At 71.3% G+C, this 21,212-nt stretch carries 16 protein-coding genes; 12 read left to right on the forward strand and 4 right to left on the reverse strand.

Annotated elements, in window-relative coordinates:
• Positions 1-285: 285 nt before the first annotated feature.
• From ssuE to ACTJKJ_RS20755, 6 genes are all read left to right on the forward strand, one after another.
• Entirely contained in the window at positions 286-855 is a 570-nt protein-coding gene (ssuE, locus tag ACTJKJ_RS20730; protein WP_440821715.1) for an NADPH-dependent FMN reductase, read from the forward strand.
• A 52-nt stretch (positions 856-907) separates the two neighbouring features.
• A complete protein-coding gene (locus ACTJKJ_RS20735) occupies positions 908-1,903 on the forward strand; it encodes a sulfonate ABC transporter substrate-binding protein (RefSeq protein WP_147241275.1) in 996 nt (331 codons plus the stop codon).
• Positions 1,904-1,928: 25 nt separating this feature from the next.
• Positions 1,929-3,110, forward strand: a complete 1,182-nt coding sequence (gene ssuD, locus ACTJKJ_RS20740) for an FMNH2-dependent alkanesulfonate monooxygenase (protein ID WP_091723873.1) — start codon at positions 1,929-1,931, stop codon at positions 3,108-3,110.
• A 1-nt stretch (position 3,111) separates the two neighbouring features.
• The gene (gene ssuC, locus ACTJKJ_RS20745) at positions 3,112-3,990 is read left to right on the forward strand and encodes an aliphatic sulfonate ABC transporter permease SsuC (RefSeq protein WP_440821718.1); all 879 of its coding nucleotides are present in this window, start codon (positions 3,112-3,114) and stop codon (positions 3,988-3,990) included.
• Positions 3,991-4,003: 13 nt separating this feature from the next.
• On the forward strand, positions 4,004-4,906 hold the full coding sequence (locus ACTJKJ_RS20750) for an ATP-binding cassette domain-containing protein (RefSeq protein ID WP_440821776.1): 903 nt from the start codon (positions 4,004-4,006) through the stop codon (positions 4,904-4,906).
• A 78-nt stretch (positions 4,907-4,984) separates the two neighbouring features.
• Entirely contained in the window at positions 4,985-6,316 is a 1,332-nt protein-coding gene (locus ACTJKJ_RS20755) for an MgtC/SapB family protein (RefSeq protein ID WP_297384407.1), read from the forward strand.
• Between the two features lie 52 nt (positions 6,317-6,368).
• On the opposite strand, the gene ACTJKJ_RS20760 is transcribed toward ACTJKJ_RS20755, so the two are convergent.
• From ACTJKJ_RS20760 to ACTJKJ_RS20775, 4 genes are all read right to left on the reverse strand, one after another.
• Positions 6,369-7,499, reverse strand: a complete 1,131-nt coding sequence (locus ACTJKJ_RS20760; RefSeq protein ID WP_440821720.1) for an alpha/beta hydrolase — start codon at positions 7,497-7,499, stop codon at positions 6,369-6,371.
• A gap of 72 nt (positions 7,500-7,571) precedes the next feature.
• Positions 7,572-8,540, reverse strand: a complete 969-nt coding sequence (locus tag ACTJKJ_RS20765; protein WP_440821722.1) for a lysylphosphatidylglycerol synthase domain-containing protein — start codon at positions 8,538-8,540, stop codon at positions 7,572-7,574.
• Entirely contained in the window at positions 8,537-9,892 is a 1,356-nt protein-coding gene (gene clsB, locus ACTJKJ_RS20770) for a cardiolipin synthase ClsB (RefSeq protein WP_440821724.1), read from the reverse strand. The genes ACTJKJ_RS20765 and clsB overlap by 4 nt, the downstream gene beginning before the upstream one ends.
• Entirely contained in the window at positions 9,889-10,626 is a 738-nt protein-coding gene (locus ACTJKJ_RS20775) for an endonuclease/exonuclease/phosphatase family protein (RefSeq protein ID WP_091723885.1), read from the reverse strand. Before ACTJKJ_RS20775 ends, clsB begins: the two co-directional genes overlap by 4 nt.
• Before the next feature lie 626 nt (positions 10,627-11,252).
• Between ACTJKJ_RS20775 and ACTJKJ_RS20780 the strand changes: the two genes are divergently transcribed.
• From ACTJKJ_RS20780 to ACTJKJ_RS20805, 6 genes are all read left to right on the forward strand, one after another.
• Entirely contained in the window at positions 11,253-12,668 is a 1,416-nt protein-coding gene (locus ACTJKJ_RS20780) for an HD domain-containing phosphohydrolase (protein ID WP_440821726.1), read from the forward strand.
• The gene (locus ACTJKJ_RS20785) at positions 12,661-13,224 is read left to right on the forward strand and encodes a response regulator (RefSeq protein WP_440821728.1); all 564 of its coding nucleotides are present in this window, start codon (positions 12,661-12,663) and stop codon (positions 13,222-13,224) included. The genes ACTJKJ_RS20780 and ACTJKJ_RS20785 overlap by 8 nt, the downstream gene beginning before the upstream one ends.
• Positions 13,221-15,398, forward strand: a complete 2,178-nt coding sequence (locus tag ACTJKJ_RS20790; RefSeq protein ID WP_440821729.1) for a PAS domain S-box protein — start codon at positions 13,221-13,223, stop codon at positions 15,396-15,398. Before ACTJKJ_RS20785 ends, ACTJKJ_RS20790 begins: the two co-directional genes overlap by 4 nt.
• 194 nt (positions 15,399-15,592) lie before the next feature.
• Entirely contained in the window at positions 15,593-16,606 is a 1,014-nt protein-coding gene (locus ACTJKJ_RS20795) for an ABC transporter substrate-binding protein (RefSeq protein ID WP_440821732.1), read from the forward strand.
• 3 nt (positions 16,607-16,609) lie between these two features.
• Complete coding sequence (locus ACTJKJ_RS20800; RefSeq protein ID WP_440821734.1) at positions 16,610-18,907, forward strand: PAS domain S-box protein; 2,298 nt, start codon at positions 16,610-16,612, stop codon at positions 18,905-18,907.
• Positions 18,908-19,031: 124 nt separating this feature from the next.
• On the forward strand, positions 19,032-21,203 hold the full coding sequence (locus tag ACTJKJ_RS20805; protein WP_440821735.1) for a glycoside hydrolase family 9 protein: 2,172 nt from the start codon (positions 19,032-19,034) through the stop codon (positions 21,201-21,203).
• Positions 21,204-21,212: the final 9 nt, after the last annotated feature.

The raw sequence follows: 21,212 nt of genomic DNA on the forward strand, positions 1-21,212 counted from the left end.
TCTTACCCCCTCTCCCGCTTGCGGGCGAGGGGGGTATGCCGACCAGCGCCTCTCTTACACCCTCTCCCGCGAAGTGGGAGAGGGAGGGGTGAGGGCCAGCGGCGGTGGCAGCGCAGGAGCGCTGGACACGGTTGCTCTCCTCAAAGCGGGCGAGGGGCTTCGGTGCGCCGTGCCTGGGCGTTTGGCGATAGCCGTTTTGCGCCTATCCATCGGCGTTCTGCTTCGTTCAGGGAATGACGGCCGATTCGCAGAATGACCCGGTCCCTGCTTCATCCCCCGACCGCCATGTCCGTCCTGCTCATCGCCGCCAGCCCCAGTGTCCACTCGCGCTCCGGCGCCTTGCTGGGCGCCGCGGCGCAGCGCCTGCATCACCACGGGCTTCCGACCCGCACCCTCAAGCTGCGCGATCTGCCCGCGCAGGCGCTGCTTCATGCGGACGTCGGGGACGCGACCCTGCGCCAGGCGCTCGCGTCCGTCGCAGAGGCCCGCACCGTCGTCATCGCGACCCCCATCTACAAGGCGGCCTATAGCGGCCTGCTGAAAGTCTTCCTCGATCTGCTGCCGCAGGACGGCCTGGCCGGCAAGACGGTCTGGACGCTCGCGACGGGCGGCAGCCTCGCGCATCTGCTGGCGCTCGATTACGGCCTGCTGCCGGTGCTGTCCGCGCTTGGGGCGCGCTCGCACATCGATGGCGTCTATGCCAGCGACGCGCAGATCGCCAAGGATGCCGCCGGCGAGTACCGCGTCGGCGACGACATCGCCCGCCGCCTGCTGGTGGGCGCCTCGCAGGTGATCGATCGCGTGCCCGCGCCCGAGCGCGCGGCGCCGGTCGCCCGTCCCGCGCTGGTCCTCTGAACGTCGGCTCTGCCCGGCGCTCTCCAACAACCTCCCACTCCGCGACCTCCTCATGAAGCTCTTCCTCGATCGCCGCGCGGCGCTGGTCCGCGCCGTCACCTTCTCCGCCGCGCTCGCCGCGACGCTCGGCCTGCATGCCGGCGCCGCGCACGCGCAGGCGCCGGCCAATCCCACCGAGCTCCGCATCGGCTTCCAGAAGTACGGCACGCTGACCGTGCTGAAGGCCAAGGGCGACCTGGAGAAGCGCCTGGCGCCGCTGGGCATCACGGTGAAGTGGACCGAGTTCCCCGCCGGCCCGCAGCTGCTCGAGGGGCTGAACGTCGGTTCCATCGACTTCGGCACCGTCGGCGAAGCGCCGCCGATCTTCGCGCAGGCCGCCGGCGCGGACCTGGTCTATGTCGCCAACCAGCCGCCCGCGCCGGCGGCCGAGGCGCTGGTCGTGCCCAAGGACTCGCCGGTGCGCACGCTGGCCGATCTCAAGGGCCGCAAGGTGGTGCTGAACAAGGGCTCCAACGTCCACTACCTGCTGGTCAAGCTGCTGGAGAAGCAGGGCCTGAAGTACAGCGACATCCAGGTCGTCTACCTGCCGCCGGCCGACGCGCGCGCCGCCTTCGAACGCGGCGCCGTCGACGCCTGGGTGATCTGGGATCCCTTCCTTGCCGCGGCCGAGCGGCAGCTCGGCGCGCGCGTGATCGCCGACGGCAAGGGCGTGGTCGCGAACCACCAGTTCTACCTGGCCGCGCGCGGCTACGCGGAGAAGCATCCGCAGGTCGTGCAGGCGATCGTCGACGAACTGGCCCGGCTGGACCGCTGGTCCGAGGCCAACACCGCCGCCGTGGCGGCCCTGCTCGCGCCGCAGATCGGCCTGGACGTCGCGACCACCGAGCTCGCGGCCGCGCGCTTCGCCTATGGCATCCAGCCGATCACGCCGGCGATCGCCGCCGAGCAGCAGAAGATCGCCGACGCCTTCCATGCGCTGAAGCTGATCCCCAAGCCCATCCGCATCGCCGACGCGCTGCCGAAGTCGGTCCGCACCGCCGCCAAGTGAGCGGCACGACGAGAGAAGGTCCCCCATGAAGATCCTCTGGTTCATCCCCACGCACGGCGACTCGCGCTACCTCGGCACCTCCAGGGGCGCCCGCGTCGCGGACTTCGACTACTACCGCCAGGTCGCGATCGCGGCCGACAGCCTCGGCTACGAGGGCGTGCTGCTGCCCACCGGCCGCAGCTGCGAGGACAGCTGGATCGTCGCGGCCAGTCTGATCGAGGCGACGCGGCGCCTGAAGTTCCTCGTCGCGCTGCGGCCGGGGCTGGTGCAGCCGGTGCAGTCCGCGCGCATGGCCGCCACCTTGGACCGGCTCTCCGGTGGGCGACTGCTGGTCAACCTGGTCACCGGCGGCGATCCGGACGAACTGGCCGGCGACGGCCTGTTCCTGCCGCATGAAGAGCGCTACGCGCTGTCCACCGAGTTCCTGACCGTGTGGCGCGAGGTGCTGCGCGCCAGTCACGAGGGCGAGGCCGTCGACTTCGACGGCGACCAGCTGCGGGTGAAGGGCGGCAAGCTGCTGTACCCGCCGGTGAGCCGGCCCTATCCGCCGGTGTTCTTCGGGGGCTCCTCGGGACCGGCGATCGAGCTGGCGGCCGAGCAGGTCGACACCTACCTGACCTGGGGCGAGCCGCCCGCGGCCGTCGCCGAGAAGCTGGGCGAAGTGCGCCAGCGCGCGCAGGCCAAGGGGCGCCGCCTCGAGTACGGCATCCGCCTGCATGTCATCGTCCGCGAGACCGAGGAAGAGGCCTGGGCCGCCGCCGGCGACCTGGTGAAGCACCTCGACGAGGACGTGATCGCGGCGGCGCAGGCCAAGTTCGCCGCGATGGATTCGGTGGGGCAGCGCCGCATGGCCGAGCTGCACAAGGGTCGGTTCAACAAGGACGACATCCGCAGCGGGCTGGAGATCTCGCCCAACCTGTGGGCCGGCGTCGGCCTGGTGCGTGGCGGTGCGGGCACGGCGCTGGTCGGCAATCCGCAGCAGGTGGCCGACCGGCTCCAGGAATACGCCGCGCTGGGCCTGGAGTACTTCGTGCTCAGCGGCTATCCGCATCTGGAGGAGGCCTACCGCTTCGCCGAGCTGGTGTTCCCGCTGCTGCCGCTGGCGCTGCGCGAGAAGCTCAGCGCGCCCAAGCTGACGGGCCCCTTCGGCGAGATCGTCGCCAACAGCTACGTCCCCGGTCCGGCCAAGCTGGCCGCCGCGAGTTGAGATGGGAACGGCCGTGATCGAGGCGCCACGCGCGCCGCGCATCGTGGGGGCTGCGACCGGAGATACCGCGGGCGGGCGGGCAGCGCCACGCCAACCGCAGGCGTGGCGGGCCGCGTCCGCCGCGGCGCTCAGGCGATTGGCCCCATGGCTGGTGCCGCTGGCGGTGCTGGCGCTCTGGCAACTGAGCGCGCAGGCGGGCTGGCTGTCGACGCGGGTGCTGCCGGCGCCTTCGGCGGTGGCGCGGGCGGCGTGGGAGCTGGCGCTGTCGGGCGAGCTCTGGCGGCACCTGGTGGTGAGCACCGGCCGGGCCTTCCTCGGCTTCGCGATCGGGGGCGGCCTGGGGCTGCTGCTGGGCCTGCTGACCGGCTCGCAGCGCTGGGCCGAGACGGCGCTGGACACGACGCTGCAGATGCTGCGCAACATCCCGCCGCTGGCGCTGATCCCGCTGGTGATCCTGTGGTTCGGCATCGACGAGACGGCCAAGCTGTTCCTGGTGGCGCTGGGCGTGTTCTTCCCGGTCTACCTGAACACCTTCCACGGCATCCGCGGCGTGGACCGCGACCTGATCGAGATGGCGCGCTCCTACGGCCTGCGCGGCGGGGCGCTGTACCGGCGGGTGATCCTGCCGGGGGCGACGGCCTCCATCCTCGTGGGGCTGCGCTTCTCGCTGGGGCTGATGTGGGTGCTGCTGATCGTGGCCGAGACCATCTCGGCGCAGAGCGGCATCGGCTACATGACGATGAACGCGCGCGAGTTCCTGCAGACGGACGTGGTGCTGGTGGGCATCCTGATCTACGCGCTGCTGGGCAAGCTGGCCGACGTCGCGGCGCAGGCGCTGGAGCGCGCCTGGCTGCGCTGGCATCCGGGCTATCAGACATGACGGGCAAGACATGATGAGCGTCACCGAGATCGACATCCTGGCCGATGCGCAGGACTCCCAGCCCGCGGCGCTGCCGGCCGAGGCGGACGCGCCGCTGCCGCCGCTTGCGCGCCGCGACCTGGCCGGGCCGCGCGACGCCGCGGCCGGTGGCGAGGCGGTGACGCTGGCGGGCCTGGGCAAGTCCTTCGGCGAGCGCCAGGTCTTGCGCGGCGTGGACCTGCGGGTCGAGGCCGGCGAGTTCGTCGCGGTCATCGGCCGCAGCGGCTGCGGCAAGAGCACGCTGCTGCGGCTGCTCGCCGGACTCGATCAGCCGAGCGCGGGGACGCTCGCGGCCGGCGAGGCGTCGGCCACGCGCTTCATGTTCCAGGAGGCGCGGCTGCTGCCGTGGGCCAAGGTGGTCGACAACGTCGCCCTCGGCCTGGAAGGCGAGGACGCCCGCGAGCGCGCGCTGAAGGCGCTCGCGCAGGTGGGTCTGGCCGACCGCGCCGGCGAATGGCCGGCCCGGCTGTCCGGCGGCCAACGCCAGCGCGTGGCGCTGGCCCGGGCGCTGGTGCACGCGCCGAAGCTGCTGCTGCTGGACGAGCCGCTGGGCGCGCTGGACGCGCTGACCCGCATCGACATGCAGCGGCTGATCGAGTCGCTGTGGACGCGGCACGGCTTCACCGCGCTGCTGGTGACGCATGACGTGGCCGAGGCGGTCGCGCTGGCGGACCGGGTGCTGCTGATCGAGGACGGCCGGCTGGCGCTGGACCTGCGCATCGACCTGCCGCGACCGCGCCGTCGCGACGCGGCCTTCGCGGCGCTGGAGCAGCGGCTGCTCGATCGCGTGCTGAGCGCGCCGGACCGCGAGCCCGAGACACCGCCCGACCACGCGGCGGTGCCGGTGCCCGCGCCGATGTTGCGCTGGGCGGTGTAGGGCGAGGGCGGGGCAGGGCGAGGCGGTCCCTACGCTGGCGGCTTGAGGCGCATCCGGCGCTTGGGGTACCCTGGCCCGATGACACTGCCGCTGCCCATCGCCACGCCACTGCCCAATGCGGAGTGGCCCTACCTCGAGATCCTCCTGCGCCTGGCGCTGGCCCTGTCGCTGGGCCTGCTGCTGGGCCTGGAGCGGGAGCGGCGCGGCAAGGAGGCCGGGCTGCGGACCTTCGGCTTCATCGCCTTGCTCGGCGCGCTGGGCGGCTCGCTGGGCGAGCATTACGCGCTGCTGAGCCTGATCCTGGCCGCCGGCCTGGCGATCCCGCTGAACGTGCACACGATGCGCGGCGGCCACGGGCCGGAGCTGACGACCTCCGCCGCGATGCTGGTGACCTGCATGGCGGGCGTGCTGTGCGGGCTCGGCCACACGGTGACGCCGGCGGCGGTGATGGTGAGCACGACCGCGCTGCTGGCCTGGAAGGAGCGGCTCTCGGGCCTGTCGATGGGCCTGACCGAAGGCGAGGTGCGCTCGGCGCTGCTGCTCGCGATCCTGGCCATCGTCATCTACCCGGCGCTGCCGACCGGCGCGGTCGGCCCGTGGCGGCTGATCGAGCCGCGCGCGGCCTGGGTCACCGTGATCCTGATCGCCAGCATCGGCTTCGTGAACTACATCCTGTGGAAGATGTATGGCTCCAAGGGCGCGGAGCTGTCGGCCTTCTTCGGCGGCCTGGTCAACAGCAACTTCACCGTCGTCGAGATGGCCACGCGGGTCCGCGAGACCGCCGGCCGCTTCGCCGAAGGCGCTTACCGCGCGGTGCTGGTGGCGGTGGCCGCGATGGTGCTGCGCAACGCGGTGCTGCTGCTGATCCTCACGCCGCTGGCCTTCGTCAACGCGGCGGCGGCCTTCGGGATGATGGTGCTGTCGGCGGCGGGCTTCGTGGTGCTGAGCCTGCTGCAGCGCAACGGCACGCCGACCGAGGATGTCTCGGACATCAAGCTGGAGCTGCCGTTCTCGCTGCCGGTGGCGCTGCGCTACGGGCTGCTGTTCCTGGCGCTGCACATCGTGGGCCGGCTGATGCAGCGCGAGTTCGGCGAGGCCGGCTTCTATGCGGTCACCGTCATCGGCGGGCTGCTGTCCAGCGCCAGCGCGGTGGCCGCCGCGGCGAGCATGGCGGCGCAGGGCGCGATCGGCTTCGACGTCGCGGCCAACGGCGCGGTGCTGGCATCGCTCACCAGCCTGGTGTTCAGCCTGTCCTTCATCGTGCGCACCGGGCACCGGCCCCTGATCGCGCGCCTGGCGATCGCGATGGTGGGCATCGCGCTGGCGGGCGGACTGGGCCTGCTGCTGCGCGAGCTGGTCAAGCCGCTGGTCGAGGCCTTGCTGCCCTACGCCAACGGCAACGGACCCTGAGCAGGGCGGGCATTATCGGCCGCGTCTTCCGTGGACCGGGCCCGCCCGGTCTTCAATTCCCGAAAGCCCGGCGCAGGCGCTCGCCGGCAAAGGCCTGCGCGTTGCGCGCCTTCTCCACGACCGCGGCGGCGCCGAAGAACTCGTGGGTCACGCCTTCATAGTCGCGGCGCTCGACCAGGACATCGGCCCGCTTGAGCGCGTCCTCCATCTTCGCGCTGTCGGATCGCAGTGGATCCACCCGGGCGCTGATCAGCGTCACCGGCGGCAGGCCAGCGAGCCGGGCGTCGATCAGGTTCAGGCGCCAGTCCTTGAGCTGCGCCTTGTCCTCCAGGAGCTGGTCCAGGAACCACTGGACCATCGCCCGGTTGAGCGGCTGCGCGAGCGCGTTCTCCAGGTAGGACTCGGTGTTGAGGCTGCTCTGCATCAGCGGATAGATGGCCAGCACATGAGCGGGCTTTTGCAGGCCGGCGTCGCGCGCGGCGATCGCGGTGGCGAGCGCGAGGTTGCCGCCGGCGCTCTCGCCGGCCAGCGCGACGCGGCTGGTGTCGCCCTTGCGATTGGCTGCGTTGGCCAGCGTCCAGCGGTAGGCGGCCAGCGCGTCGTCCCAGGCGGCGGGGAACCGGGCCTCCGGCGCGCGGCGGTAATCGACGGAGATGACCAGCGCCTGGGCCTGCTGCGCGATGGCGCGCGCGCTGGCGTCGTAGACCTGCTTGTCGGCGAGGACCCAGCCACCGCCGTGGAAATAGACGACGACCGGGAAGGGCCCGGGCCCGGCCGGCGTGTAGAAGCGCGCCGGCAGCGGACCGGCCGCGCCCTGCACGGTGGCGTCGACGCTGGTGATGCCGGGCGCCAGCTGCGCGGGATCGGTGCTGCGCTGGTTCTGGCGCAGCAGCGCCTGGACCGCATCCGCCACGGTCGGATTCGCGCGGGCGGCGCGGACGTCGAGCTTCTCGATCGCCTTGGGCTTCAGCCCTTCATGCGCCTTCAGCAGCGCCAGCATGTCGCCATCCAGCCGGATCTTGCCCAGGCCCTTGGCGATGGCGGTGCTGACCTTGCCGGGCCGCTCATTGCCAGTGCCCTTGCCGGCGTCGTCATCGGCGCGGGCGGGGGACAGCGCCGTCAGCAGCAGCGCAATCGCGCCGATGGCCCCGACCCTGACGGTGAAGTGCGAGGTGGCAGACATGACAGGCTCCTGGTCGATGAGGCGGCATCCGCTCGGATGCCTGGACAGAGGCGGCATCGTTCCGGCGGCGGTTCAGCGCCGCGCCTTCGCCTCCAGCACGAAATACGCGATCGCCGCGACCGCCAGCGGCGCGAGGTAATACAGGGCGCGGTAGGCGATCAGCGCCGCCAGCACCTGGCCGTCGCCGAGCGTGGGTCCGAGGAAGGCGACGAACACGCCTTCCAGCACGCCCAGCCCGGCCGGCACATGGGTGATGACGCCGGCCACCGCCGCGACCAGCAGCACCGCCAGCGTGTGGCCGTAGTCCACGTCCTGCTGCAACAGCACCCACAGCACCGCGCCGATGGTCAGCCAGTTGGCCGAGGCGATCAGCAGCTGCATCAGCGCGATGCGCAGGCTGGGGACGAAGAAGTCGTGGCCGCGCCAGCGGAACTCGCGGCGCGGCGAGAAGGCGCACAAGGCCAGGTAGCCCAGCACGACGACCCACATCAGCGCGCCCAGCCCGCGCAGCGCCGCCGCGCCGATGCGCCAGTCCGACGGCGGGGCCAGCCAGCCGAAGAGGAACAGGCCGCCCGCCAGCAGGCCATAACCGAGCCAGTTGGAGGCCATGCTGAGCGCCAGGACCTTGGCCGGGACGGGATGCCTCAACCCCTCGCGGGCATAGAGCCGCAGCCGCATCGCCACGCCGCCGACCAGCGAGCCCAGGTTGAGATTGAACGCATAGCTGATGAAGGTGATCAGCATGACGCGCCGCGCCGGCACCGGGTGCCGCGTCCAGCGCTTGCCGATCAGGTCGTAGCCGCTGTAGATCAGGTGGCTGAGCACGCACAGCGCGCCGCCCGCGACCAGCACGCCCACTGGCAACTGCCGCAGCGCCTCGCCGACCTCGTGCCAGTCGACCTGGCGCGCCGCCCAGGCCAGCAGCGCGACGACGGCGATGGCGAAGGCGGCGCTGAGCCAGCGGCCCCAGCCGCGCCAGCCGCCCAGGCCGCGCCAGCGACGGCGCGCCGGCGCCGCGTCGCCGCGGCCATTCCGGCTCACTCCGCGGTTTCCTTGCTCAACTGCTTCGTGGCGTGCCATTGCCAGGCCTCGATCGCCGGTGTCTGCGGCGCGCTGACCACCACCGGCGTTTCCGCCACCGGCAACAGCGGCTGCGTCTGTCGCGGCAGTCGCGCCAGCCAGCGCGGGAAATGCCGCATCACGTGGAAGACCAGCGCGCCCATGCCCAGTCGCCACCACCAGCGGTGCGCGTTGGTCTCCTCCAGCTTCAGCAGCCGGCAGTGGCTGCGCATCAGCGGCTGCAGCTTGTCGCGCAGCGCGCGGTTGAACTCGCGGTCCTCGACGATGAGGTTGGCCTCCAGGTTCAGCGACAGGCTCAGCGGGTCCAGGTTGCTGGAGCCCACCGTCGCCCAGGCGCCGTCCACCAGCGCGACCTTGCCATGCATCGGCCGCTCGCAGTATTCGTGGATGTGGACGCCGGCGCGCATCAGCTGGTCGTAGACCATGCGCGCGGCCCAGCGCGCCCAGGGGATGTCGGGCTGTCCCTGCAGGACCAGGTGGACCGCCACGCCGCGCCGCGCCGCGCGCTGCATGCTCCGCAGCAGCAGGAAGCCGGGGAAGAAATAGGCATTGGCGATGATCACCTCGTGCCGCGCCGCATGCAGGGCCATGCGGTACATGCGCTCGATGTCGTCGCGATGGCGATGGTTGTCGCGGGTGACGACGACCGCCTTGGCCGAGCCCGCGCGCAAGGCCTGCTCCCCGGGCGCGGCCGACGCCGTCGCGCGCGACTCGCGGGCCCGGCCGGGCCACCAGCGTCGCTGCGCGGCGGGGCCGGCCGACGGTGCCGTCGTCGTCGTCTCCGTTGTTGCAGTCTTCGTCGTCGTCGTGCCGAGGATCTCGAGCGTCGCGCGGCGCAGCTGCGTCACCACCGGGCCGTGGACGCGCACCGCGTAGTCCTGCTTGGCCTCGGGACCGAAATCGATCAGGTGGTCGGCCGAGAAATTGATGCCGCCGATGAAGCCGGTCGTCCCGTCGACGACGACGATCTTGCGATGCAGCCGCCGGAACGGCTTCAGGCGGCGCGACAAGCGCGGCGGCGGATCGAAGACGTGCAGCCGCACGCCGGCCTCGGTGAGGCCGCGGACGAAACCTTCGGACAGTTCCGGCGAGCCGAAGCCGTCCACCGTCATGTCCACGCGCACGCCGCGCCGGGCGGCGGCGATCAGCACCTCGCGCAAGGCCAGGCCGACCTTGTCCTCGAACAGGATGAAGGTCTCGATCAGCACTTCCTCGCGGGCCGACTCGATCGCGGCGAAGACGGCGGGGAAGTACTCCTCGCCGTTCTCGAGCAGCTCGATGCGGTTGCCTTCGGTCCAGTCCGGACGCTTCATAGGCGGATCTCCGCGGCCAGCGGCGCATGGTCCGACAGGTGCGACCACGGCCGGCGCGGCAGCACGATCGGATGCTGCACCGAGGCGCCGCGCACGTAGATGCGGTCCAGCGGCAGCAGCGGGAAGCGCGCCGGGAAGGTGCGCGCGGCCGCGCCGTAGGACTTCACGAAGACCTCGGCCAGTCCCGCGCAGCGGCTCAGCATGCGGTGGGCGCGCTGGCGCCAGTCGTTGAAGTCGCCGGCCACGACCACCGGGTCTTCCGGCGGCAGGCTGTCGATCAGCTGGCACAGGCGCTCGACCTGGCGCTGGCGATGCGACTCTCGCAGGCCCAGGTGCACGCAGATCGCATGCAGCTGGCGGCCGCCTTCCAGCTTGAGCACGCTGTGCAGCAGGCCCCGGCGCTCCGGTCCCTCCACCGACACGTCATGGTTGGTGTGATGGGTGATGGCGAACTTCGACAGCAGGGCATTGCCGTGATGCCCCTGCGGATAGACCGCGTTGCGGCCGTAGGCGAAGTCGCTCCAGAGGCTGTCGGCCAGGAACTCGTAGTGGGGCGCCTGGGGCCAGGTCGGGACACGGGCCGCGTGCAGCTCATGCTCGCCGAGCACTTCCTGCAGGAAGACGACGTCGGCAGACACGGCCCGCACCGCTTCCCGCAACTCGTGCAGGATGAAGCGGCGGTTGAAGAAACCGAAACCCTTGTGGAGATTGACGGTGAGGACGGTGAACTTCATGGCCTGCCCAGCGGCAAGCCCTGTGCCCGTCAGGGATTACTGGTCGTCAGACTGCAGCACCATGGGGCCCACGCACAGGACCCCGAAGGTGAGCGCGAAGGCGCCCACCAGAATCGCGCCGATCAGTTCAAGCATGGGGTGCTCCTGTTGGCGGTTGGCCGCAGCTCGCGGCGGGCTCCCGGCTCGGAGCGCGAGGCTCGCGGACGCCGGGTGGGAGCGGCCAATACTAGACCCCTCCCGGTCGTCGTCGCAATCGCGCGGCGCGGAGTCCCACCGCTGATTCAGGGGATTCCCCGGGCCCGGTTGCGCAACGCTGCACGCCGTGCTCAGGAACGCGCGGCGCCGATGACGACGCTCGTGCCGGCGAAGTGCCGCTTCAAGTCTTTCGTTCAAGTCATTGAACAGGCATGGCTTTTGCCACGCGCCCGGGCGGGTGTCGAAGCGCCGATGGGCGCGGCGACGCTGTGGTGCGGACGCGCAGGGCGGCGGTGCGACGTCCGCCGGCTCACTCGTCCCAAGTCCGCGATGACGTCGGGGTCATCGCACGACGGCCGACGGCTCGCGGCGCAAGACCCGGCCTAAACTCGTCGGGCGTTCGGCGACAGGTCACATCAGGGAGACGACAGATGACCGAAGAGACCGCACAGCCCGCCGTCCTGTTCGTGGACGACGAGCCGTCGATCCTCAGCGCATTGCGCCGGCTGGTCCGGCCCCAGGGCTATCGCGTGCTGCTCGCGTCCGGCGGGGCGGCCGGGCTGGAGATCCTCGCCCAGGAACCCGTCGATGTCGTGGTGTCGGACATGCGCATGCCGGAGATGGACGGCGCGATGTTCCTCGAGCAGGTGCGGGAGCGCTGGCCCTCCGTGGGCCGCATCCTGCTGACCGGTTATGCCGACATCCAGGCCACGGTCGCCGCCGTCAACCGCGGCCAGATCCAGCGCCACATCGCCAAGCCCTGGGACGACCGCGAGCTGCTCCTGGCGATCGACGACGCGTTGGCGCGCCGCCGGCTCGAACTCGAGAATCGCGCGCTGCTGCAGCTGACCAAGACCCAGAACGCCGAGCTGCAGTCGCTCAATGCCGACCTCTCGCAGCGGGTGCGCGCCCGCACGCAGGAGATCGAGCAGGTCAACGCGATGCTGGAGAAATCCTTCGAGCAGGTGAAGGAGAACTTCCTGCTCTCCATCCAGGTGTTCTCGGGCCTGCTGGAGCTGCGCGAGGGCGGGCTGGCGGGCTACTCGCGCCAGGTCGCCGACCTGGCGCGGCGCACGGCGCGCCGCATGGGCCTCGGGCCGCGGGTGGAGGAAGACGTCCACAGCGCCGGCCTGCTGCACGAGATCGGCAAGATCGGCTTCCCCGACGCGCTGCTGCGCAAGCCGGTGTCGACGATGAACGCCGAGGAGATCGCGCGCTACCGCCGCCACACGCTCAACGGCGAGGCCGCGCTGCTGCCGCTGGGCCAGCTGCAGCATGTGGCGCGACTGGTGCGCTCGCAGCATGAGCGCGTCGACGGCAAGGGCTTCCCCGACGGCCTGTCGGGCAACGCGGTGGGCCTGGCCTCGCAGGCGCTGAGCGCGGCCAGCGACTACTGCGCGGCGCTGTCGGGCCGCATGGCCGAGCAGCACTTCTCCCCGGCGCAGGCGCTGCAGCTGATCCGCGGCGGCGCGGGCACGCGCTACGAGCCGGAGATCGTCGAGGCCTTCGAGCTCGCCCTGACCGACGAGCCCGAGGACAAGCCGCGCGACCGCCAGGTCAGCCCGCAGGACGTGGAGCCCGGCATGGTGCTCGCGCGCGATCTGCTGACGCCCAAGGGCACGCTGCTGCTGGCGGCGGGGCATGTCTTCGACGCGCGCCTGGTGCGCCAGATCCGCGAGTTCGCCGGCCGCGAGGGCGTGCGGCTCGCGCTCTACATCCGGCTGCCGGATGAGGACGCCGGGCCGGCGCGCGCGCGGCCGGCCGCCGCGCCGAGCGCGCCGAATGCGCCTACAGCGCCTACAGCGCCGACCGCCCCGACCGTCCCGCAAGGAGCCTCCCATGGCTGAACGCATCCTGATCGTGGACGACGAGCCCGGCATCCTCCATGCGCTGCAGCGGCTGCTGCGCCATGGCCTGAGCGCGCCGGACGGCAGCCGCTACCAGGTCGACGAATGCGCCAACGGCGCGCTGGCGCTGGAGCAGGCGCGGCGCCAGGTCTACGCGCTGGCGATCTCCGACTACCGCATGCCCGAGATGAACGGCGTGGACTTCCTGACGGCGCTGCGCACGCTGCAGCCCGAGTGCGAGCGCATCATCCTGTCGGGCTACGCCGACCTGAACGCGCTGGTGCGGGCCGTCAACGAGGCCGCCATCGCGCGCTTCATCGCCAAGCCCTGGGCCGACTTCGAACTGCTCAGCGCGGTGCGGCAGGTGCTGCAGGTCCGCGACCTGGTCATCGAGAACCGCCGCCTGGCCGACCTGGTCCGCACCCAGCAGGGCCAGATCAGCGCGCAGGAGGAGGAGCTGCGCCGGCTCGAGCGCCTGGAGCCCGGCATCACCCATGTCAACTGGGCCGACGACGGATCCTTCATCCTGGAGGATCCGGGCGACGTGAAGCTATGAGCGCCGCCATCCCCGCGCCGATTCCCGCGCCGATGGCAGCGCCGCTCGCCGAGCCGGCGGTGGCCGGCGAGCTGCCGGCCGACCTCTCTGCCGAGCTGGCCGCCGCCTGGGAGGCGGTGACCACGCCGGTGCTCGTGCATGACCTGGCGGGCATCGTCCACGCCAACGCGGCGATGCTGCGGCTGCTGGGCTACGACGCGGCCGCGATGGCGGCGATGCCGTTCGAGGGCTGGGCCGCGCCCGAGCAGCGCGAGGCGCTGCGCCACTACGGGCTGCAGGCCATCGCGCAGGACGATCCGCCGCCGGCCATCGAGATCGAGGCGCTGACGGCGAGCGGATCGACGCGGTCGCTGGAGCTGACCGCGCGACCGGTCAGCCTGCGCGGACGCCGGCTCAACGTGATGACGGTGCAGGACCTGAGCGACATGCGCCATGTGCAGACCAGCCTGCTCGACGTGGGACGCGTGCTGCACCAGATCATCGAGAACAGTCCGGTCGCGAGCTTCGTGCTCGACGCCGAGCACCGGGTCACGCACTGGAACGCCGCCTGCGCCAAGCTCACCGGCCGCGACCGCTTCGACATGCTGGGGCGGCAGGACGCCTGGTCGGCCTTCTATCCGGACGAGCGCCCGCTGCTGGCCGACCTGATCATCGCCGGCACCATCGAGGCCGAGGGCGTCCCGCTGTACGAGGGCCGCTGCCGCCGTTCGGAGACCGTGGACGACGCCTATGAGGTCGAGTCCTTCTTCCCGCAGATGGACGGCGGCGGGCGCTGGCTGTTCTTCACCGCCGCGCCGCTGCGGGATGCGCATGGCAACGTCATCGGCGCGATCGAGACGCTGCAGGACGTCACCCAGCGGCGCCGCGCCGAGGAGGAACTGCGCCGCCATCGCGCCGAGCTCGAGGAGCTGGTCAGCGAGCGCACCGCCGAGCTGCTGCTCACGCACCATGAGCTGGAGGCCTTCCTGGAGAACGCGTCGGTGGGCATCGTCACCACGCTCAACCAGCGCATCGTGCGCGGCAACCGCAAGTTCAACGAGATGTTCGAGCTCGACGGCGCGTCGCCCAGCGGCATCCCGACGCGTTCCTTCTTCGCCAGCGACGAGGACTTCCAGTCGCTGGCGTCGATCGCCTATCCGGTGCTCACCCGTGGCGAGTCGCTGCAGCACGAGATGCCCATGGTCTCCGCGCGCGGCCGGCCGCTGTGGATCCAGATGATTGCCTACGTGGCCAATCCGCATGACCGCCTGGCCCAGACCTGGTGGCTGCTGCAGGACCGCAGCGAGGTGCGGCGCGTGCAGCGCGAGCTCGAGGAAAACTACCAGCGCATCAAGTCGACCAACACCCGCCTGGAGGAGGCGCAGAACCAGCTGCTGCAGTCCGAGAAGATGGCGTCCATCGGCCAGCTCGCGGCCGGCGTGGCGCATGAGATCAACAACCCCATCGGCTTCGTCAGCTCCAACATGAGCACGCTGCGCGGCTACGTGGAGCCGCTGTTCGAGCTGCTCGACACGATGCAGGCGCAGGCGCCCGGCACGCTGCCCGAGGCGGTCGACCGCGCGCTGCGCGAGCTGGACCGGCGCATCGACCTGGCCTTCGTCAAGGAGGACCTGCCGCAGCTGCTCGACGAGAGCGACGACGGCCTGGTGCGGGTCAAGAAGATCGTGCACGACCTCAAGGACTTCTCGCGTGTGGACCATGCCGAGTGGCAGGACGCCGACCTCAACGCCGGCCTCGAGTCGACACTCAACGTCGTGATGAACGAGGTCAAGTACAAGGCCGACGTGAAGAAGGACTACGGCCAGTTGCCGCCGGTGCGCTGCATCGCGGCGCAGCTGAACCAGGTCTTCATGAACCTGATCGTCAACGCGGCCCATGCCATCCCGCAGCGCGGCGAGATCCGCCTGCGCACGCGGGCCGAGGGCGACTGGGTCCGCGTCGAGGTCCAGGACACCGGCACCGGCATGAGCGAGGAGGTGCGGCGCCGCATCTTCGAGCCCTTCTTCACGACCAAGCCGGTGGGCAAGGGCACCGGGCTGGGGCTGTCGCTGTCCTACTCCATCGTGCAGAAGCATGCGGGGCGGATCGAGGTGCGCAGCGTTCCCGGCGAAGGCACGACCTTCGAGGTCTGGATTCCCGTCAAGCCACCGGAAGACGGGTCCGCGCCAGGCTGACCGGCGCGCGGACGGTCCCTGGACATCGCGCAGGCTTGGGCCTCTAATCGTCGCTGTCCGAGAGGGGCGTCGATCCCCCGGGACCTTCGAGACGCAGGGGGGCTGCGATGTCCGATGCAAACAGGATGACCGCGACGGCGGCGCCTTGGCGCCTGGCCGTCGTGGGCCGCTTGGTTGGCCGCGTGGTTGGCCGCATGAGGCGGCTCGCCGCGTGCGTCGCGTGCGTCGCGCTTGCCGCGGCGCTGGCCGGCTGTGATCGCGCCGCGGCACCACCGGCTGACGCGCCGGCCGAGGCGCCGGCCGCGCGCCAGGCCGTGGTGCTCGCGGTGACGCCGTATGCCGGCGCGGCGCCCGCCTTCGTGGCCCATGCGCGGGGCTACTTCGAACGCCAGGGGCTGGCCGTGACCGTGCAGCCGCACGGCTCGGGCAAGGAGGCGCTGGACGCGGTCCTCGACGGCCGGGCCGACGTGGCCACCGTCGCCGAGTTGCCGGTCGCTCTGGCGGTGGTCAAGGGCCACCCGGTCACCATCCTGGCCACCCTCTCCACCCAGAGCGACCATGCCATCGTCGCCCGCACCGATCGGGGCATCTGGTCCGCCGACGCGCTGCGCGGCAAGCGCATCGGCGTCAGCGCCGGCACCAGCGGCGATTTCGTCCTGGATGTGCTGCTGGTGCGCGAGCGCCTGTCGCGGGCCGATGTCCAGGTGGTCGACCGCAAGCCGCGGGAGCTGGCCGACGCGCTCGCCAGCGGCGAGGTCGATGCGATCGCGACCTGGGAGCCCTACGTCGCCGACGCGCGCCGGCGCCTGGGGGACCGCGCGTCGGTCTTTCCGAGCGAGGGCGTCTACGACTCCAGCTTCAACCTGGCCTCGCTGCGCGGTTTCGTGCTCCAGCGCGGCGAGACGGCGCGCCGCCTGCTCGCCGCGCTGCTGCAGGCCGAGGAGCTGCTCAAGCGCGACCGCGCCGCCTGCGAGCCCATCGTCGCGCAGGCGCTGCGCAAGCCGCCGGAGGAGATCCGCGAGCTGCTCGCGCGCAGCCGCTTCTCGATGTCGCTGGAGCAGCACCTGCTGGTGGTGCTGGAGGACGAGGGGCGCTGGGCGATGAAGCACCGCATGGTGGACGCCGGGCGGGCGCCCAACTTCCTCGATGCCGTCTACCTGGACGGCCTGGCCGCGGTCAAGCCGCGCGCGGTCACGATCATCCACTAGGCCATGAAGATCTCGACCCGCCTCGCGATCGTCGGCTCGACCTGCGTGCTGGTCGCGCTGGCCATCGCGGTGTCGCTGGGGCTGTCCGGCCAGCAGGTCGCCGAGGGCGTGCGCAAGAACCGCGCCGCCGCCGACCTGGTCGAGTCGGTGGCCGGCCTGCGCCACCTGACGCTGGAATACGCGCGCCAGCCCGAGGCGCGTGTCGAGGTCCAGTGGCACAGCGCCTACCGCACGCTGGGCGCCGCGCTGCAGCGCGCCCATGGCTTCGACGCGCGCGACGAGCAGGAGGGCATCGCGCAGATCCGCGCCGCCTACGACAAGTCGCCGGCCGTCTTCGCGGAACTGGTGCGGGCCCAGCGGGCGCGGCAGGCCGGCGACGGCGACCGGCAGGTGCTGGACGAGTGGGCCGGGCGACTGGCCGCCGCCATGGCGCGCAAGACGCTGCTCATGATGAGCGAAGCCTTCCGGCTGCAGGACCTCAGCCGCGAGGAGGTCGCCGCGGCGCAGCGGCGCGCGTTCGCCATCGTGCTGGCGCTGTCGGCGACGCTGGCCGTGGTGGTGGCGGGCAGCATGGTGCTGGTCTTCCGCGACATCGCCCGGCCGCTGGCCCGGCTGCGCGAGGGCATGCTGCGCGTCGGCGCGGGCGACCTGGAGCACGCCGTCGGCGGCACCGGATCGGACGAGATCGCCGAGCTGGCGCGCGAGTTCGACGGCATGAGCGCGCTGCTGCGGACCACGACCGTCTCGCGCGACCGGCTCGCGGAGAGCGAGGCCCGCACGCGGCTCATCCTCGACGCGGCGCTGGACGCGGTCGTCGGCATCGATGGCGACGGACGCATCACGCATTGGAATCCGCAGGCGGAAGCGGTGTTCGGCTGGCCCGCGGCCGAGGCGACCGGCCAGTCGCTGGCCGACCTGATCGTGCCCGAGCGCTTCCGGGAAGCGCACCTCGCGGGCCTGCGGCGCTACCTCGACACCGGCGTGGCGACGGTGCTGGACCGGCGCGTGGAACTGCGCGCGGTGCGCCGCGATGGCGGGGAGTTCCCGATCGAGCTGGCGATCACCGCGATCCGCGCCAACGGCGTGGTGAGCTTCAGCGCCTTCCTGCGCGACATCACCAGCCGCAAGCTCGGCGAGATGCGGCTCAAGGAACAGCTGGCGCGGCTGAACCTGCTCCACCAGATCACGCGGGCGGTCGGCGAGCGGCAGGACCTGCGCAGCATCTTCCAGGCGGTGATCCGCGGCCTGGAGGACGACGCGCCGGTCGACTTCAGCTGCATCTGCCTGCGCGACGCCGCCAGCGACACGCTGCGGGTGACCGGCGTCGGCGTGAAGAGCGCGCCGCTGGCGCTGTCGCTCGCGCTGTCCGAGCAGGCCGACCTGTCGATCGACGGCAACGGCCTGTCGCAGTGCCTGGCCGGCCGGCTGGTCTACGAGCCCGATGCGGCGCAGGTGCCGTTTCCCTTCCCGCAGCGGCTGGCGCGGGCCGGGCTGCGCTCGCTGGTGATCGCGCCGCTGCAGTCGGAGAACCGCGTGTTCGGCGTCCTCGTGGCGGCGCGGCGGGCGCCGCAGGCCTTCAGCAGCAGCGATTGCGAGTTCCTGCAGCAGCTCAGCGAGCACGTCAGCCTGGCCAGCCACCAGGCGCAGCTCCATGGCGCGCTGCAGCAGGCCTACGAGGACCTGCGCCAGACGCAGCAGGCGATCCTGCAGCAGGAGCGGCTGCAGGTGCCGGGGCAGGGCGCCTGCGTGTCGCTGCGCTTCGCGGCGCTGGCGCCGGAGGAGGGCCTCGCCGCGCCGCAGGCCGATCCGGACGAGAAGCCGCCGCCGCTGCGGATCCTGCTGGTCGACGACGACCCGCTGCTGCTGCGCTCGCTGCAGGAGACGCTCGAGGCGGAGGGTCACGCGGTGACGGCGGCCCATGCGGGGCGGGATGGCATCGAGGCGTTCGAGGCGGCGTTCCACGCGGAGCGGGCGATGGCGCAGGACGATGCGGTCGATGCCGACGAGGCGGGGGAAGGCGGTCCCTCGGGCCGCGGCTTCCAGGTCGTCGTGACCGACCTGGGCATGCCGCATGTCGACGGTCGCCAGGTCGCGGCGGCGGTGAAGGCCTTGTCGCCGGACACGCCGGTGATCCTGCTCACCGGCTGGGGTCAGCGGCTGGTGGACGACGGCGAGAAGCCGCGGCATGTCGACCAGGTGCTCGGCAAGCCGCCGAAGCTGCGCGAGGTTCGGGCCGCGCTGGCGAGGCTGGTCGAGCGCCCCTCCGGTGTTTCAACTGGTAATACCGAAACTTCCTATTGAAGTGTTGGTTAGACCAATTCAGACTTGCCGACTGACGCGAGCCAAGGTCGTTCCACTTCGTTCCGCGTCGAGCGGGCGCGCCGGTCCGGGCGCTCATCCGTGCAGAAATCCAAGAGGGGACAACATGGCAACTGGAAAGGGACTGCTGCTGGCAGCGGTCATCGTCGGCGCGCCCGCCTGGGCGCAGAACTGTCAACCCAGCGCGGTCACGCCGTATCTCAACGTCAACGGCACGACGTCCTGGGTGGCGAAGGCCTCCGCCTCGCTGAACGCGGGGGCGAAGGTGGTGCTCGGACCTCAACCGGTGTCCGGCAACTGGTCGTGGAGCGGCTGCGGCGCCTCGGGCACGGCCCGCGAGCAGACACTCAAGCTCACCGCGACCTGCACCGCCACGGCGACCTACACCAACAGCTGCGGGGCCAAGACCACGCAGGCCTTCAACTTCACGGTGTGGCCAGCCATGGCCGCCAATGCCGGCAAGTTCATCATGGTCGACCAGTTCGGCTATCTGCCCGGCATGAAGAAGGTGGCCGTGCTGCGCCTGCCCAAGGTCGGCTTCGACAGCAACCAGAGCTACTGGCCCCAGCAGCTGCAGGTGGTCGACGCGGCGACCGGCGCCGTCGTGTACACCGCGTGGCCGCAGGACTGGAACGGGCTCAAGACCGACGACTCCTCGGGCGACCAGGTGTGGCACTTCGACTTCAGCCAGGTCACCGCGCCCGGCACCTATGAGATCGTCGATCCCACCGCCAACCAGCGCTCGGCGCGTTTCGAGATCGGCGACAACGTCTACCGCAACGTGCTGATCCAGGCGGTGCGGATGTTCTATTACCAACGCGCCGGTCAGGAGAAGACCGTGGCCAACGCCGGCGTGGGCTGGGCCGACGGGGCCAGCCATCTCAAGGGCGGACAGGATCCGCAGGCGCGGCGCTTCCTCGATCCCAACAACGCCGGCACGGCGCGCGACCTGCGCGGCGGCTGGTTCGATGCGGGCGATCCCAACAAGTACACCAGCTGGGCGGCCGCGTACATCCAGGACCTGCTGGACGCCTACATCCAGAATCCAACGGTCTGGACCGACGACTTCAATCTGCCCGAGTCCTACAACGGCATTCCCGACCTGCTCGACGAGGTGAAGTGGGGCACGGACTGGCTGGCGCGCATGCAGAACAGCGATGGCTCGGTGCTGTCGATCGTGGGGCTGGCCGATGGCAGCCCGCCGTCGGCGTCCACCGGTCCCAGCTACTACGGCGACGCCAGCACGACCGCCACGCTCGCGGCGGCCGCGGCCTACGCGGAGGCGGCCAAGGTCTTCGGCGGCCTCAACAACACGGCGATGAAGACGTACGCCGCGGATCTGCTCTCGCGCGCCAAGCGGGCCTGGGCCTGGGCGCAGGCGAATCCCAACGTCCTCTTCTACAACAACGATGCCACCCGCGGCACCGGCGGCCTGGGCGCGGGCCAGCAGGAGACCGACGACGCGGGCCGCGCGGAGCTGCGCCTGTTCGCGGCCATCAAGCTGTTCGCCGCCACCGGCGACGCCACCTACCGCAGCTACGTCGACACGCATTACACCGAGGCGCCGATGTTCTCGCAGTGGTACGTGTCGGCCTTCAATGCCGGCAACGCGCGCAACCTGCTGTACTACGCCTCGCTGCCCGGCGCGACGGCGGACGTCGCCACGGCGATCCGCACCCGCTTCCTCGACCTGTGGGGCCGCAGCGACTACGGCGGCTGGGGCGCCATCGACGCGAAGACCGATCCCTACCGCGCGTACATCTCGTCGTACACCTGGGGCAGCAACGGGGTGAAGGCCAACGCCGGCACGTTGTTCACGGAGGAGGGCTACTACGGCATCAGCCGCCACACGCCCGAGCAGGTGGCCACCGCCGCGGCCGACTACCTGCATTACCTGCATGGCGTGAACCCGCTGGGCAAGGCCTACCTGACCAACATGACCAGCTTTGGCGCCGAGAACTCGGTGAACCAGATCTTCCACATGTGGTTCGCCGACGGCAGCGCGAAGTGGGATGACGCCAGGACCTCGACCTATGGGCCGGCGCCCGGCTACCTCGTGGGCGGGCCCAACTACAACCAGTGGGACTGGGATTCGCGCTGCCCCGGGATCTCGTCGGCCTGCGGGTCGAGCCGGCCGACGCCGCCCTACGGTCAACCGCCGCAGAAGTCCTACCTGGACTTCAATGCCGGCTGGCCGTTGAACTCCTGGCCCATCAGCGAGCCTTCCAACGGCTACCAGACGGCCTACATCCGGCTGCTGGCCCGCTTCGTGAAGTAAGGCGCCCGA

It is taken from the genome of Roseateles sp. 22389 (assembly GCF_052044995.1).
Lineage (GTDB): Bacteria > Pseudomonadota > Gammaproteobacteria > Burkholderiales > Burkholderiaceae_C > Roseateles.